This is a genomic window from Rhodococcus sp. 27YEA15, from assembly GCF_049739425.1.
Classification (GTDB): domain Bacteria; phylum Actinomycetota; class Actinomycetes; order Mycobacteriales; family Mycobacteriaceae; genus Rhodococcus_F.
In genome coordinates this window covers 171,728-185,699 of record NZ_JBMHHW010000002.1, presented here as the reverse complement: position 1 = coordinate 185,699, position 13,972 = coordinate 171,728, and the positions used below count along the sequence as shown (strand labels likewise).

The 13,972-nt window shown below is 56.9% G+C and carries 11 protein-coding genes and 1 pseudogene; 10 read left to right on the top strand and 2 right to left on the bottom strand.

Features of this window, described 5'->3' with window-relative positions:
- Position 1: 1 nt before the first annotated feature.
- Positions 2-1,129: a pyruvate dehydrogenase (acetyl-transferring) E1 component subunit alpha gene (pdhA, locus tag ABH922_RS25860; RefSeq protein WP_424809904.1), complete on the bottom strand. Its 1,128-nt coding sequence runs from the start codon at positions 1,127-1,129 to the stop codon at positions 2-4.
- Between the two features lie 154 nt (positions 1,130-1,283).
- Between pdhA and ABH922_RS25855 the strand changes: the two genes are divergently transcribed.
- The 3 genes and pseudogenes from ABH922_RS25855 to ABH922_RS25845 all read left to right on the top strand — a co-directional run bounded on the left by ABH922_RS25855 (position 1,284) and on the right by ABH922_RS25845 (position 4,538).
- Positions 1,284-1,754 (top strand): Lrp/AsnC family transcriptional regulator, encoded by a 471-nt coding sequence (locus ABH922_RS25855; RefSeq protein WP_424809903.1) that lies wholly within the window; start codon positions 1,284-1,286, stop codon positions 1,752-1,754.
- A 1,001-nt stretch (positions 1,755-2,755) separates the two neighbouring features.
- A pseudogene (locus ABH922_RS25850) lies at positions 2,756-3,268 on the top strand (DDE-type integrase/transposase/recombinase); the annotation flags it as partial.
- A gap of 262 nt (positions 3,269-3,530) precedes the next feature.
- Positions 3,531-4,538: an IS481 family transposase gene (locus tag ABH922_RS25845; protein WP_424809902.1), complete on the top strand. Its 1,008-nt coding sequence runs from the start codon at positions 3,531-3,533 to the stop codon at positions 4,536-4,538.
- On the opposite strand, the gene ABH922_RS25840 is transcribed toward ABH922_RS25845, so the two are convergent.
- Positions 4,535-5,311, bottom strand: a complete 777-nt coding sequence (locus ABH922_RS25840) for a helix-turn-helix transcriptional regulator (protein WP_424809901.1) — start codon at positions 5,309-5,311, stop codon at positions 4,535-4,537. The genes ABH922_RS25845 and ABH922_RS25840 overlap by 4 nt on opposite strands.
- Positions 5,312-5,548: 237 nt before the next feature.
- Between ABH922_RS25840 and ABH922_RS25835 the strand changes: the two genes are divergently transcribed.
- From ABH922_RS25835 to ABH922_RS25805, 7 genes are all read left to right on the top strand, one after another.
- Positions 5,549-6,646 (top strand): aminotransferase class V-fold PLP-dependent enzyme, encoded by a 1,098-nt coding sequence (locus ABH922_RS25835; RefSeq protein WP_424809900.1) that lies wholly within the window; start codon positions 5,549-5,551, stop codon positions 6,644-6,646.
- Between the two features lie 21 nt (positions 6,647-6,667).
- Positions 6,668-7,090, top strand: a complete 423-nt coding sequence (locus ABH922_RS25830; RefSeq protein ID WP_424809899.1) for a RidA family protein — start codon at positions 6,668-6,670, stop codon at positions 7,088-7,090.
- A 528-nt stretch (positions 7,091-7,618) separates the two neighbouring features.
- Positions 7,619-9,073 carry an ABC transporter substrate-binding protein gene (locus ABH922_RS25825; RefSeq protein ID WP_424809898.1) on the top strand — a complete coding sequence of 485 codons (1,455 nt, stop codon included), beginning with the start codon at positions 7,619-7,621 and terminating at the stop codon, positions 9,071-9,073.
- A 2-nt stretch (positions 9,074-9,075) separates the two neighbouring features.
- Positions 9,076-10,077, top strand: coding sequence for an ABC transporter permease (locus tag ABH922_RS25820; protein ID WP_424809897.1), 1,002 nt, complete (start codon positions 9,076-9,078; stop codon positions 10,075-10,077).
- Positions 10,070-11,797 carry a dipeptide/oligopeptide/nickel ABC transporter permease/ATP-binding protein gene (locus tag ABH922_RS25815; RefSeq protein WP_424809896.1) on the top strand — a complete coding sequence of 576 codons (1,728 nt, stop codon included), beginning with the start codon at positions 10,070-10,072 and terminating at the stop codon, positions 11,795-11,797. The genes ABH922_RS25820 and ABH922_RS25815 overlap by 8 nt, the downstream gene beginning before the upstream one ends.
- The gene (locus ABH922_RS25810; protein ID WP_424809895.1) at positions 11,794-12,627 is read left to right on the top strand and encodes an ABC transporter ATP-binding protein; all 834 of its coding nucleotides are present in this window, start codon (positions 11,794-11,796) and stop codon (positions 12,625-12,627) included. Before ABH922_RS25815 ends, ABH922_RS25810 begins: the two co-directional genes overlap by 4 nt.
- A gap of 127 nt (positions 12,628-12,754) precedes the next feature.
- Positions 12,755-13,957 carry a mandelate racemase/muconate lactonizing enzyme family protein gene (locus ABH922_RS25805; protein ID WP_424809894.1) on the top strand — a complete coding sequence of 401 codons (1,203 nt, stop codon included), beginning with the start codon at positions 12,755-12,757 and terminating at the stop codon, positions 13,955-13,957.
- The last annotated feature ends 15 nt before the right edge of the window (positions 13,958-13,972 follow it).

Below are 13,972 nucleotides of genomic sequence, written 5' to 3'. Positions count from 1 at the left end.
GTCAGTTTCCCCCTGTGTCAGCGGCTTCGGCGGCAAGTTCGGTTTCGAGTTGCGCCTGTTGCTCACGCAATTGCGGTGTCTGCTCGGCGAAGACGAACCGGAACAGATCGAGCGGATCGTGCGGGCGGTCGACGTTCATGCCGGCGCGCAGTGTGGCGGCCTCGGCCTCGGCCTCGGCGGTCAGTGATTCCACGAACGCGTCGTCGATCAGATCGTGTGCGCGCAGATACTTTTCGAGTCGCGGCAACGGATCTCGGCCGAGCCACGTTTCCACCTCCGCGCTGTCGCGGTAGCGGGTGGCGTCGTCGGCGTTGGTGTGGGCGTCGATGCGATAGGTGTGTGCTTCGACGATCACCGGTCCGTTTCCGCTCCGAACGAAGCGCGCCGCCTCGTCCATGACGGCCATCATCGCAACAGGATCGTTGCCGTCGACCTGCTCGCTGCCGATCCCGTAGCCGACGCCCTTGTGCGCCAACGTCGGTGCTGCGCTTTGACGTGACAACGGGACGCTGATCGCAAATCCGTTGTTCTGCACCAGAAAGATCACCGGCGCCTTGAAGACGGCGGCGAAGTTCAGCGCTTCGTGGAAGTCACCCTCACTGGTGGCCCCGTCACCGCAGAGCGCGAGCGCGACGGTGTTCAGGCCCCGTCGGGACTCCCCGTACGCCACTCCCGCTGCGTGCAGCAACTGCGTCGCCAGCGGGGTGCACTGCGGCGCACTGCGCAGTGCGACGGGGTCGTACCCGCAATGCCAGTCGCCGGCAAGCATGCTCAGAATCTGAACCGGATCGACACCTCTGGCCGCCAACGCCATCGAATCCCGGTAGGTGGGGAAGAGCCAGTCACTCGGCTCCAAACTCATCGCTGCCGCGATCTGACATGCCTCCTGCCCCCGCGAGGACGGATACACAGCCAGGCGCCCCTGTTTGGTGAGCGCCGTCGCCTGCTGGTCGAAGCGCCTGCCCAGGAACATCTTTCGATACATCTCGATCAGGCGATCGTCGCTCGGTTTTGCGTAGCGGGCCTCACTGCGAGTCAGTTCTCCAGCGGGGTCGAGGTACTGCACCGCGGAATCGGCGGGCAGGAACTTCTGATACCGCAGCGCCCCCAAGGGCTCGACAAGAGTCACTTCTACCTCCAGAAGACGTTGTGTCCATCAGTATTCGCACTTCGGCGACGTAATAGCAGAAGATGTCGAAGATTCAAGACAAACGGCCTATCATGGGGATTCGGGCAGCAATCTGTCCATGAACCGACTCGACTACCGAAGCAGGAATGGACAGATGGCCACCGAACCGCACGCTCTCGATGCGATCGACCGCCGCATCATCGCCGAACTGGTCGCAGACAGTCGCATCTCCATGCGCGCGCTGGCCGAGAAGGCGCACATATCTCGCGCTCACGCCTACGTCCGCATCGAAAGGCTCGAGGACGCCGGAATCATCACCGGATTCACGACGCGGATCGCCCACGAGAAGGCCGGACTCGGCTCCTCGGCGTACGTGGCGCTCTCGATCAGGCAGCACTCGTGGCGAGGTCTGGCGGCGTCGTTGAAGGCACTGCCGTTTGTCGAGCACTTCTCCCTCCTCGGCGGCGACTTCGACGTTCTGGTGCTGGTTCGCGCCCCGGACAACCAGGAACTACGCCACACCGTGCTCGAAGAACTCCAGGGACTCGACGGGGTTCTCTCGACCAAAACGTGGCTGATCTTCGAAGAAGACAATGGGCCAGGACCGGACTGGGAACGGAATTGAATGGCAACGGAAACTCTCTGTCGGGAAACTTCGACGAGCAAGGTCTCACGCGTCACGATGTTTGCTCGGAAAGTGAACGCCTGGAGTGACACCATGAACCGTGGCCCTGTTCTGGCTTGCTTCACAGTTCGGCAGTCGCGGTTCCGAAGTTTTTCCGTTGTTGCGGAGGCGGCAATGGATTGGTTGGACAAACATGAATCACTGGCCAGTTGGTCATGAAAACCGTTGCGATCTGGCAATGGAAAGCCTTACTTGACCCGCGCTGATCGATTTCGATTGCAGCAATTTTTAGGCGTCGAAGTCGAGGGTAACGGCGTCACTGATGGGGGATCTGGCAGGTGTACACGAAGCCCGCTCTGTGTGAGGTACGCCGATAGTCCGGTGACCTGCGTGTACTGGTTATCCTTGCGGGGAGGGCGGGATCACGAATCTGCTGACAATACATTAGTCAGTGCGATCGTCACAGTCTAGTTCTCTTCGGACGAGGACGGCGGTACCCCCTCAAGGTTCACTTTGTCTGCAGGGTCTTGAGGAGGTGCAGTCCGAAGGAGGAAGGGCTCGTGTTTGATTCGACCGGTTGTTGCCGCAGAGAGGATCACCTGCACAGCGGCGGTATCGTCGCCGCTGAACGTGCACGTCAGGGTATTGGCGGGGAGGGCGTGGCTGATTAGGGTGGTTGCGGCTTCGTTGGTGGCGAGGAGTAGATCGGATGGTAACAAGAGTGCATAGTGCGCGGCCCCGGTTCGCACCAATGAACGCAACGACTGGAGGAACCGAGTTCCGTTCGGTGATCACAGGTAGAGCCATTGCGAGCAGTTCAGCTAAGCTGCGTGTCCACCGCTCCAGATTACAGAAGTGGCCCTGAGCAGAGAAGAATTCTACATTTCCCATGTGGCCGGACGGTGGGCCGAGATCAAAGAGAGGCATGCCGTTTCTTGCGGGTTGAGGCTGCTTTATGTTTGATGCATAAACGGCGTCCGAGGTTTTCGGCCGAATCGATGGGTTGGCAACATTATCTGTGGCGGACGGTCAACCAGCACGGCACTGTGCTCGACGTGCCGATCCAGCCCCACTGAACTTGAATGCAGCCAAGGTCCGACTGCAGATCTAACGCATCGAGCAAATTCTTCCGGCGACCGCTCAAGCGCTTGCACTATGTGCCGCTGGTGATCGTCACCGACACGCTGACCAGCTACCAGGTGGCGCACCGCGAGGTGTCGGCCTCGGTCGAGCATCGCCGCCCGATTCTGAACGGAAGTGCCGAGAATTCTCATCAGCTGACTCGACACAGCGAGTCGGCGATGAAGCGCTCCAGATAAGCTGGGACGCGCAGCGGTTCCTGTCCGCCTACAGTTCAATCTCAAGCATTTCAGGCTCTGTCAGCATCGACGACCGCGACTCAGTGGCGTACCGAAAAGGGAAGCCCGATTCGGGGTCTGACTGGAAGGGGCCGCGACCGGTGCCGTCACCTGAACGTGAACTGCTCGGCGGTGTTTCGTGCCGTCCTGTCCTAACCTGGCTGCGCCGCTATGCCCTTCGATTAATGTGACAGTGCCGGGCCGACGTTCCAAACGCCGACACTTTCGATAAGTCGCTTCCCGACCCTCGCCACATCTCACCCTGCAACCGGGCCAGAGGCTCGTCTTGACACAGAGAGGCGCCGTCTAGTTGTTGCGGGTATGGACGTTGCTGACGCTGGATTGAAGTAGACGGGCTGGCCCTTCGCGGCAGGATGGAAGTTGCGAAACTGACCATCGACAGCAAGGGACCAGCCCTGTGACACACCGTAATGCTCCGCTGATCGTCGAGGGAAGACGACGACTCGTCGAGCGCTGCCAGAGCCGTCCGATCGCCCACGTAGCCGCCGAAATGGGTATCTCCCGCCAATGCGCCTCCACCTGGGTCAACCGATACCGCAAGTACGGTGACCTGGGACTACAGGACCGATCCAGTACACCGAAACGCCAACCGACCGCCACAGCAGCAGAGGTCGTGGCCGAGATCGAAGCGATGCGACGAACCCGGAAGTGGTCGGCCTCGCGAATCACGTTCGAACTGCGTACCGACGGCATCGTCATTGCTCGCCGAACCGTCACGAAAATCTTGCGGAACCTGGGATTGCACCGCCGCCGGTTCATCGACCCGAACGGCAACACCAACCGAAAACCGCAGGTCATCATCGCGGAACGGCCCGGTCAGATGGTCCACGTCGACATCAAGAAGGTCGGGAAGATCCCCGACGGCGGCGGGTGGCGTGCCCACGGCCGCGGCTCCGAGCAGGCCAAACGATCACAACGCCGGAAAACGAAGAACACGCAGACTCGCCTCGGCTACACCTACCTGCATTCCGCGATCGACGGCAACACCCGCCTGGCGTACACCGAAGCCCGCGACAACGAAACCGCCGCAACAGCCATCGATTTCATGAACAACGCCCGACTCTTCTTCGCCGCCCACGGCATCACCCGAATCGAGCGCGTGATCACCGACAACGGATCATGCTACCGGGCATCAGATTTCACCGCTTCATTACGCGAAGCGCGGCACTACCGCATCAAGCCCTACACCCCGAAACACAACGGGAAAGTCGAACGCTACAACCGCATCCTCGCCGAAGAACTGCTGTACTCCCGCGAGTACACCAGCGAAGCCGAGCGGCGCACTGCCGTCGAAATCTGGAATGTTCACTACAATTACCACCGACCGCATTCAGCACGCGGAGGACGACCGCCCGCCGCTTACCGCCGGCACCGCGTAACTAACGTCCGTGCCTCATACATCTAGTTTTGCGATTCGATTTCGTTGATGTAGTTATAGACCGTGTGTCTGCCCACCCTGAGTTCTTGCGCAGCCAGTTCGACACTCTCTCGTATGGTGAAGAAACCGCTCCTTCGAAGGCTACGGACCACCTCGACCTTGTGGCTCTTCTTCATGAGATCTACGGGGACCCCGACATCGCGGATTGCCTCGATCAGGATCCCGGCTGCCAATGCGTCAACGGTTGCGGGGAAGGTCTCGTTCTTCTTCCGTGGACTTTCGTGAACCGTAGGGCTGATGACGCTATCGGTAAGAGGTTCCGCACGAAGAGCTGGGTCTATTGTCGTTATCGATGACATGCTCCGCAGAACTTCCTGTACAGCAAGTATTTTGTCGATATCGGTATTGATGCACAGGCAGGCGACAGCACGTCCGGATGAGCCATGGAAGAAGATGCTCGACGATCGCATCTGCACTCCGTTCTCGGTCTCCGTTCGGTAGCCGATTAGGTGGTCGCGCCAGCCAGATGAAAAGTTTCGGATCCCCAGATCCGTCGGTGGTCCTCCGATCTGTCTGCCAGTCAGATTTCCGGAAATCGCTTCGATCGTAGTGGGCAGCTTGGTCAAGTTGTGGAGGACAACTTCACTGCGAGGTTCCCATGCGAGGGCCAACGCTTCGACGATGGGTCCGACCGTTTCGACAACGCGTCGCGCGTCTTCCCGGTCCTCTTTGCTGAATACAGTTACGGGAGAGCTTCCGGGCGCGTGGTTAGGTTCGCTCGCGGTCTCGGCCGACATCATGACTCCTACTTGTTGGTAACGCTAGTGGCGATTCTGCACGACGGTTCGAATTCGCGGCGGCGATCCTGGCGGAGATACAAATAGCCTGGCAAATTCACAAAAGCTTCTATTTTTTGTCTAACCAGTCTACTATTTGTAGACATCCGTTGGTTGGTTACGTGTCGGATCTCCTTGGATTCGTCCGACTGGCAAAACCTCCTGCGCAGCACGTATCGGCATAACCTCGAAGGAAGACAGATGAGCGATTCGCCCCGCAGCGATAGTGAATTCATCGCGCGGCACTTCCCACTCAAGCCCACGGGCGCCTACTTGGATACCGGGGCGATCGGACTGGTTCCGGTTGGCGTCGGTGAGGCGTTGGCTCGGTGCGCGCAGGCACTTGGCGTTGGCACTCTTGGCTCTTCGTCCTGGGAGGCTTCCGGAGCCTCGGCACACACACTTATCGCCGCTGAGTATGGGGTGGCGGAAAGTCGGTTGCAGTCGCTGGCTACAACAGGCGAGGCGATGAACGCGGCAGCGCGGGCGATCGTATGGGAGCATGGTGACGAAGTCCTTGTCTTCAGTGACGATTTTCCGACTGTGCGTTTGCCGTGGCGCGGGCTTGGACACGGTACCCGTGTCGTCGAACTCGCTCCACCCTCGGACGAGAATCGAACATCGGCATTGATCGAGGCGCTTTCGCCTAGGACAAGAGTTGTGTCCGTCGCCCATGTGCATCCGGTTACCGGTTCGACTGTCGACCTCAGTGCTCTCGGCCACGCTTGCCGCGACAACGGGACATTCCTCATTGTGGACGGCGCCCAATCGGCCGGAGTGCTTCGCTTGGATCTCAGTGAAGTCGACGTCTATATCGGTACGGCGTATAAGTGGCTCCTCGCCGGATTCGGGTTCACCACCCTGGTGACGAGCGAGCGCTTCACCGAGGCCGCTGTGCCGGGGTTGCTTGGCTATGCCAATACGCCACCGTCACAATCGCTTGTCTATGCGCACCGGAACCTGTTCGGGATGTACTCGATACGAGCTGCCGCAGAGGTTCGACTCGAATTCGGTTTGGACCGAGTTGCTCGTCGAACACTTGAACATGTCTCGAGATTGCACACCGAGCTCAGTGCCTTGGGTTTTCAGCCGATGGCTCCGTTGGCGCTATCGGCTGGAATCGTCACCGTTGATGGACTCGACGCCGCACCATTGGTTGCTGCCCTGGGTGAACGAGGGATCTCGGTAGCGAATCGCCAAGGCAATGTACGTATTTCGCCGTACTTCTACACAAGCGATGCCGAGATCGACCAGTGTCTCGTTTCCTTCGCAGAACTTGCTCCCCTATATCGACGATAACCTCCCACTACAGATTGAGGAATGCAAATGACGATACCGACTGCCCCACGACTTCCTGCTCCGCAAGGCCCTTACTCCACCACCTTGCGTGCCGGCGGTTTTCTGTACCTGGCTGGTCAGGGCGCTCTAGACCCGTCCACCGGTACGCCAGGTGCCTCTGGAGTGGAGTCCGAGACGCGCCTTACGCTCCGTAATATCGAACGGCTACTCCACGCGGAAGGGTACAAGTTCGAAGATCTTGTACAGGTAACCTGCTATCTGACGGACATGAACGACTGGCCGCGTATGAACGAGGTCTACGCGAGCGTGCTCGGGCCCGATGCCCGCCCGACACGGACCGCAATTGGCGTGGCCAGCCTTCCATTCGGACTCAATGTCGAAATGACCTGTGTGGCTTACCGGGACGTGCCTGCGGACAGGATGTGTGCATCCTCAACGACCTAGCGGCGAGTTGGAAACTTACCTTGTGGCCGAGCATGAAACTCAAATCTGCTCTGTTGTAGCAGGATAAAACTGCCAAACCGACCTGACGATTCGTAGAGCGGCCGAGGTCGTCTTTTCCGTTGTGTAAGAACAGCATTCGATCTTCTGTCGGCACTGTAACCGCCGTGTGGATGGCGAATCCCGCTTGCTCCGTGACTGCATGCTGGTGTGGTTTTTTCGCCAGATCACCAGGTGCGAATTTGACCAAAATGTTGAGGATGGACATTTTTTGTCGAAGGTGATTTACTTCACCACGCAAACGGCGATGTGACCCGTATCGCCGAGTTATTGGATCGCTTCGTCCTGTTCAGACAGGCGAGAAAGCGCATTGGTTTGCCTACTTTGGGCTCAAAGCCCCTGCGAACCGACATGACCCTAGGAGATCGATGAAATCACTACGTAGGACGGCGTGTGCTGCGGTTGCGTTGGCCACCGTCAGCACGATCGCGTTGTCAGGCTGTAGTTCAAGCGCCGGTGGAACATTCGAGGATGGCACTGTCACGCTGGCGTCCGGTGCGGCGCCGAGCGGATTCAACCCGGCGATGTATTCGGCGGGAGATGATGCGACCGGGAAACAGACTTCTGTTCGACACGCTCGTCCGTCGGGCGCCGGAAGGGAAAGTGGTTCCAGGACTTTCGTCGTCGTGGGAACAGTTGACACCGACCGAGTACGTATTCACCATCGGTGAGGGCGCCACGTGCGCCGACGGGACCCCGATCACGGCAGACGTGATTGCCAACTCACTGTCCTATCTTTCGGATCCGGAGACCGGAGCAACGCTTCGGAATGTAATTTTCGGAAGCTCCAAAGTCACTGTCGCGGCAGATGCCTCTGAATCAGCCGTCCGAATCAGCCTCGACGAACCCTGGAGTGGGCTCGTCAACGGATTGTCATTGCCTCAGTCGGGGATCATCTGCCCTGCTGGCTTGGCCGATCCGAAAGGGTTGCACGCAGGAACGGTTGAAGCGGGATACTCGGGACCTTACGTGCTCAAAGAAGTGACCCCGGGAGTCCGATACATCTACGAATTGCGCGAAGACTACGATGCGTGGCCCGAGTTTGCGCGAAACCTTCCGGGGGAACCGCCATCAAAGCTTGACTACGGTGTCCTTTCGGATACTTCTGCAATTCAAAATCGTCTGTTGTCGGGTGATCTGGATGTAGGTTACTTAACGTACGCTACCGTTGACCGATTTGAGAGTCGTGATGACTTTTCTGTAGTGGCCGTCTCGTTGGCTGTGGATAGCCTTGTCTTCAACCAGCGAGAAAGTAGCCCTTTCAAAGATCGAGATCTTCGACTCGCTGTCGTGCACGCCTTGGACCGCACAGGTCTGACCGATTCGGTCACGAACGGTCGGGGAAAGCCGGCTGACAGCTTTGTAATCTCGACGATCGGTTGTGGAAACGATGACTCCTCAATCATTCCCGAGTTCGAGGGAAGTAAGAATGCTAAGGCTCTAGAAGGAGTGAACATTCGGATCGTCGCCGGACCTGGTTCGTCTAAAGCATCCGAATACGTTCAGTCAACGCTTAACGAGCTCGGGGCAAATGTAACCCTCGATTCGCTCGACAATACTGCAGCGCAAACTCGATTCAACACTCAGCCCAATTCCTGGGATATAATTATCCCGAATATTCAGAACCCGGCTGGCACGATGGCGGGACCGCTTTCATTTGTTCTCGGTGCACCTCGAGAAGCTGGGGGATCAAACTACTCCGGTGCCACCAATGCCACTGCGATTGATTTCTTTCACCAGGCCCAGAACGAGACGGATTTGGTCAAGCAGTGCGAATTGTTCGAAGAAGCTGAGGCTGCAGTAATCAAGGATGTCGATACCATTCCTTTGCAGGAATACAAGAGTTACGCAGCTCTTCGGTCGGGACTCAGCCTCGTTGATATCCCCGGGTACCGTGATCCATCACTGTATAGAATTGACAAGTAGAGATGTCAGGCGCGAATGTTTTGGCAGATCGAAAGTTGGCCTGGGTGAATTCCCCGTGGTCATTATTTCTCGCACGTAGAATCGCCGGAGTCATACTTGGAGTAATGGGATTGGTGCTCATTACCTTCTTTCTCATCCAATTGATTCCGGGGGACCCAGCGCTCGCCGTGGCGGGTGATGATGCTCCACCTGAGGTGGTGGAACAGGTGCGCCATCGGCTTGGCCTCGATCAACCGCTGCCGACACAGTTCATCGATTATGTGCGGGGGGTCCTGACTGGTGACTTTGGAGAATCATTCCGGTATAATACCCCGGTCCTGGATTTTTTGCTCATACGGCTGCCGTATACCGCCTCACTGGCGGCCACTGGAATTGTCGTTTGCCTGAGTGTGGCGGTTCCGCTCGGGTTGGCTATTGCCGTTCTAACACGCAATGGTCGGCGCCGAATGCTGGATTTCGCTTTCGGGGCGATTACCGGGTTTCTAACGGCAATTCCAGGATACGTGAAAGCTACGATTCTGATCGTCATTTTTGCCATCTGGTTGTCCGTTCTTCCTCCTTCATTTGTGCGAAATGAACCTGTAGTTTCCATGATCCTCCCCTTGGCGGCAATGGTGATCGGGCCGATATGTGTCATTTCTCGAATCATCCGAAGGGAAGCTGCGGATGTATTTGAGCAGGACTATATGAGAACTGCACGTGGATGGAGGGTAAGTTCGAGCACCCTTTATCTGCGGTATGCACTGCCGAATTTGCTCACCACCACTCTCACAGTCGGTGCCATGATCTTGACGTCAATGATTGGAAGTGCCGTCATTATCGAGACAGTTTTCGCCATACCTGGAATCGGTAGTGAAGTGATTGCAGCTATCGCTAATCGTGACTATCCGCTCATTCAGGGCGCGGTACTTTTGGTTGGCACCATAGCCCTCCTGCTCCACGCAATGGTAGACATTCTATTGGCGTCGTTGGACCCGAGAATTCTGGGAAGGCACAATGACTAATAATTTGATCGGTGTGCATCCCGAATCGATCGAATCGATGCCCAATCGCCGTTCTTTGAATGTCGGTTTCATCGTCGGCGCCGCGATGTTCGCCCTACTTGTAGTCATCGCAATCGTAGCTCCGATTGTGTTGGGCGATAAAGCTAGCCTCCTCACAAGTAATGCCAGCCAACCTCCGAGCGCGGAACATTTCCTCGGTACGGACTCCTTTGGGCGAGACCTTTTTGCGCGCGCGTTGGTCGCGACCCGTCTTACTCTCACGATGGCGTTCGCAGCCACTGTCATCTCCGTCGGTGGCGGCATCGCATTTGGGGTAGGCATTTGGCTTGCGCCGGCACGCGCACGGCGCATTGCACTGCGGTTGATCGAAGCGATGGTTGCCTTTCCCGGCCTGCTGTTTGCACTCGTAATCGCAGCGATACTGGGCCCTGGCGCTACCACGGTTGTGGTTGCAATCGGCGTGACGGGAATCGCGAGCTTCGCACGGCTGACGTCGAACCTGGCTGCGGGACTTGCTGGTCGAGACTTTGTCACGACTGCGCGCCTTATGGGTGTCCCTTCGTATCGTATCGCGTTGAAGCACCTCATACCCAATATGGCAGAGCCGCTTCTGGTGGTAGCTTCGACTTCTATAGCGGTAGCACTACTTGAGATTTCGGCGCTGTCCTTTATCGGTCTCGGTGTGCAATCGCCCGATTTCGACTACGGAAAACTGCTGAACGATGCGTTGGAGACTATTTACAGCCGACCGACCGAATTGATCGGCCCGGTGGTGATGATCGTGTTTGCCGGCCTGGCAGCAACATTGATCGGAGACGGACTAGCATCGATGACCAACCCTAGGGTGAAGCAGAAGTATCGCCCTTCGTATCGGGCCAATTCTGCTTCGACAGATACTTTGGGAGCAGGCGAAGAGAATGCAGTTCTCGAAGTTGAGAATCTGCAAATCACCAGTTCAAGCGGTATCTCTCTGGTCCGTGGAGTGTCGTTCTCCGTGGAGCACGGTGAGGTACTGGGAATCGTTGGAGAATCAGGATCTGGAAAATCGCTCACTGCCATGGCCATTGCTCAACTCCTGCCTGATGATCTCGAGGTAGAGGCGGATAGGCTGCGTCTGCTGGATATCGATCTGCGGAAGCCTGCAGAACCTAAGCGGATTGCTGATGCACTCGGTCTCGTTTACCAAGATCCGGGATCAACATTTAGTCCAGCTCTCAAGATCGGCCGTCAGGTTGGTCAAATTTTGCGAAGTCACCACGGGTTCTCTCGAAAGAACGCCACTGAACGTGTCATCGAAGCATTCGAATCGGTTCGCATCACACGGCCAGCTATGCGAGTCCGACAGTATCCCCATGAATTGTCGGGAGGTATGCGCCAGCGAGCGATGATTGCAAGCGCTATCACTACGGATCCAGCTTTGATGATCGCGGACGAGCCCACTACAGCTCTTGACGTGACCGTCCAACTGGATGTCCTACGAGAATTCAAACGATTGAATCTGGAAAATGGCGTCGCAATGGTCTTCATCAGCCATGACCTTGGAGTCGTGGAGGCGCTGTGCGATCGAGTTCTGGTTATGCAGAAGGGTGAGATTGTGGAGGAGATACTTCCAGCACAGCTTCGAAATCGAGATGTGACACATCCATACACGGCAAGTCTGCTGAATGCGACACCCACGATTCGAGATTTCAAGTCTGAAGATTCAGGCGCAGTCACATGAAAAAAGTAGAGAATGTCGACCCTGTAGAATCTCATACCGCCGCAAAGGTCTGTATCGACGACGTTCGCGTGGTCTTTGGCCGAGGGAAGTCGGCGCACACCGCGCTCGATGGAGTCTCATTCGATCTATTTCATGGTGAGACTGTCGGATTGGTCGGCGAGTCCGGGTGCGGAAAGTCCACACTGGCAAAGGTATTGACAAGCAGCATTCGGCCGAACTCGGGAAGAATCACGATCGACGGCCTCAACCCGGTGAACCTTCGGCGTCGCGAACGGTTCGAGCATCGGAGGTCATTGCAACTCATTCCGCAAGATCCGTACTCGTCGTTGAACCCGAGGGCGACGGTCGGATATGCGATTGCCGAGGCTCTCGCGCCTCGTCGTCCTTCGTTGAAGTTGAACCTCGATCGTGTGGAGGAGCTGCTCGATCTAGTGAAACTCCCACGAGGCACGTCGGCAAAGTACCCGCATGAGTTGTCGGGTGGTCAACGTCAGCGAGTAGCGATCGCCAGGGCTCTCGCAATCGAACCCGAGGTGATCATCGCTGACGAAATAACCTCGGCATTGGACGTCTCGGTTCAGGCTGAGATACTGCAGCTCCTCGAAGGCTTGCGCTCATCGCTCTCCATCACCATGTTGTTCATCTCACACAACATGGCGGTCGTCAGCCAGGTCTGTGATCGAGTTGCGGTTCTCTTTCAGGGACGTCTGGTCGAGATAGGTTCGACGGCTGATGTCTTCGACAGTCCCGCAGATCCGTATACGCGCAAGCTACTCGAATCAGTACCAGGCGCGCCGGGATTCAGTCTCGATCGAAATGAGCGGAATTAAGTCGGTCTTGCGGCAGTGATCTTCTTAAGAGCGTATTGACATAACGATAAATGTCTTGCATTCGATAGTCGGTCATCCATTGTCTGTGAATGTACCGAGATTATTTGTTCACCTGAAGGAGGTGGCGGTGAAGATTATTGGTTATGCAGTGTTTTCCGCAGATGCTGGTTATAGAACGGCGAAGTATCTCAGAATAGACACTGACGGCGGAATTTCCGGCTGGAGTGAATACTACGATCAGTTCAATGTCGCTTCATTGGAGCCGGTAATCTCCTCACTGATCGGGGCGCTTCAGGCGTACGAGATCGATCCAGCATCGCCGATGGTAGTGAGCGACACTTTGCATGCGGCAACTAAGATTGTCGCGGGGGGAATCGCTCACCAAGCTGTCGCTGCCATCGAGAACGCTTGCTACGACATCCAAGGCAAGTACCTCGGTGTTCCTGTCCACGCGCTACTCGGCGGCAAATCCAGGAGTCGAATTCCGCTCTACTGGACTCATTTTGGCAGTTTTCGTGCAGCCTTTCCGGACTTCTTTAAAGAAGTGCATGGTTTCGAACCGTTGCGAGAGATGGAGGACCTGGGGCGCCTTGCCAGTGAATTGCAAGAATCCGGTGTGCGTGCAGTTAAGACCAATCCCATCCGATTTGTCGATGGAAAATCAGCCATGTACGGGTCAGGCCTGCGGATAGGCCCGGGCATCTTCGACAAAGGTTTGAACAAAGAACTGGTCAGAGACGTCCACCGTCAAATCGATGTACTCCAGGATAGCCTCGGGCCTGATATCGACATCATGTTGGACATCAACTTCACCTTGAGGGGCGACGGATATAAGCAATTCATCCACGAGTTCGCCGACCGCGGACTGCGGTGGATAGAGTTGGACGGACCGGAACCGGATTCGCTCCGAATCATCCGAGAATCCTCGAAGACTCCCATAGCTTCGTTGGAATCCCTGTACGGCCCGCAGCAGTATGCGCCTTTTCTTGAGGCGCGAGCGGTAGACGTACCAATTGTGGATGTGATTTGGAACGGTGTCGCCCAGTCGACGAAGATCGCGCATCTGGCGGATGCCTACGGTGTAGACATCGCGTTACACAACCCAGTCGGGCAACTGGGAACCGTCATGAGTGCTCACTTCGCGGCTGCGCACTCAAATGTTCGAGTCCTGGAAGCGCGCCTGGATGAAGCTCCTTGGGGAGATACATTCCTTACGGACCCACCGTGTGTGGAGAACGGACATCTTGTCGTATCGGACGCGCCCGGGTGGGGGACTGCAATCGATCCGGAACGCCTACTCGCGTACCCCGAGCGCACACTGAGGAGTTGAGGTGGCGGTCCGGCT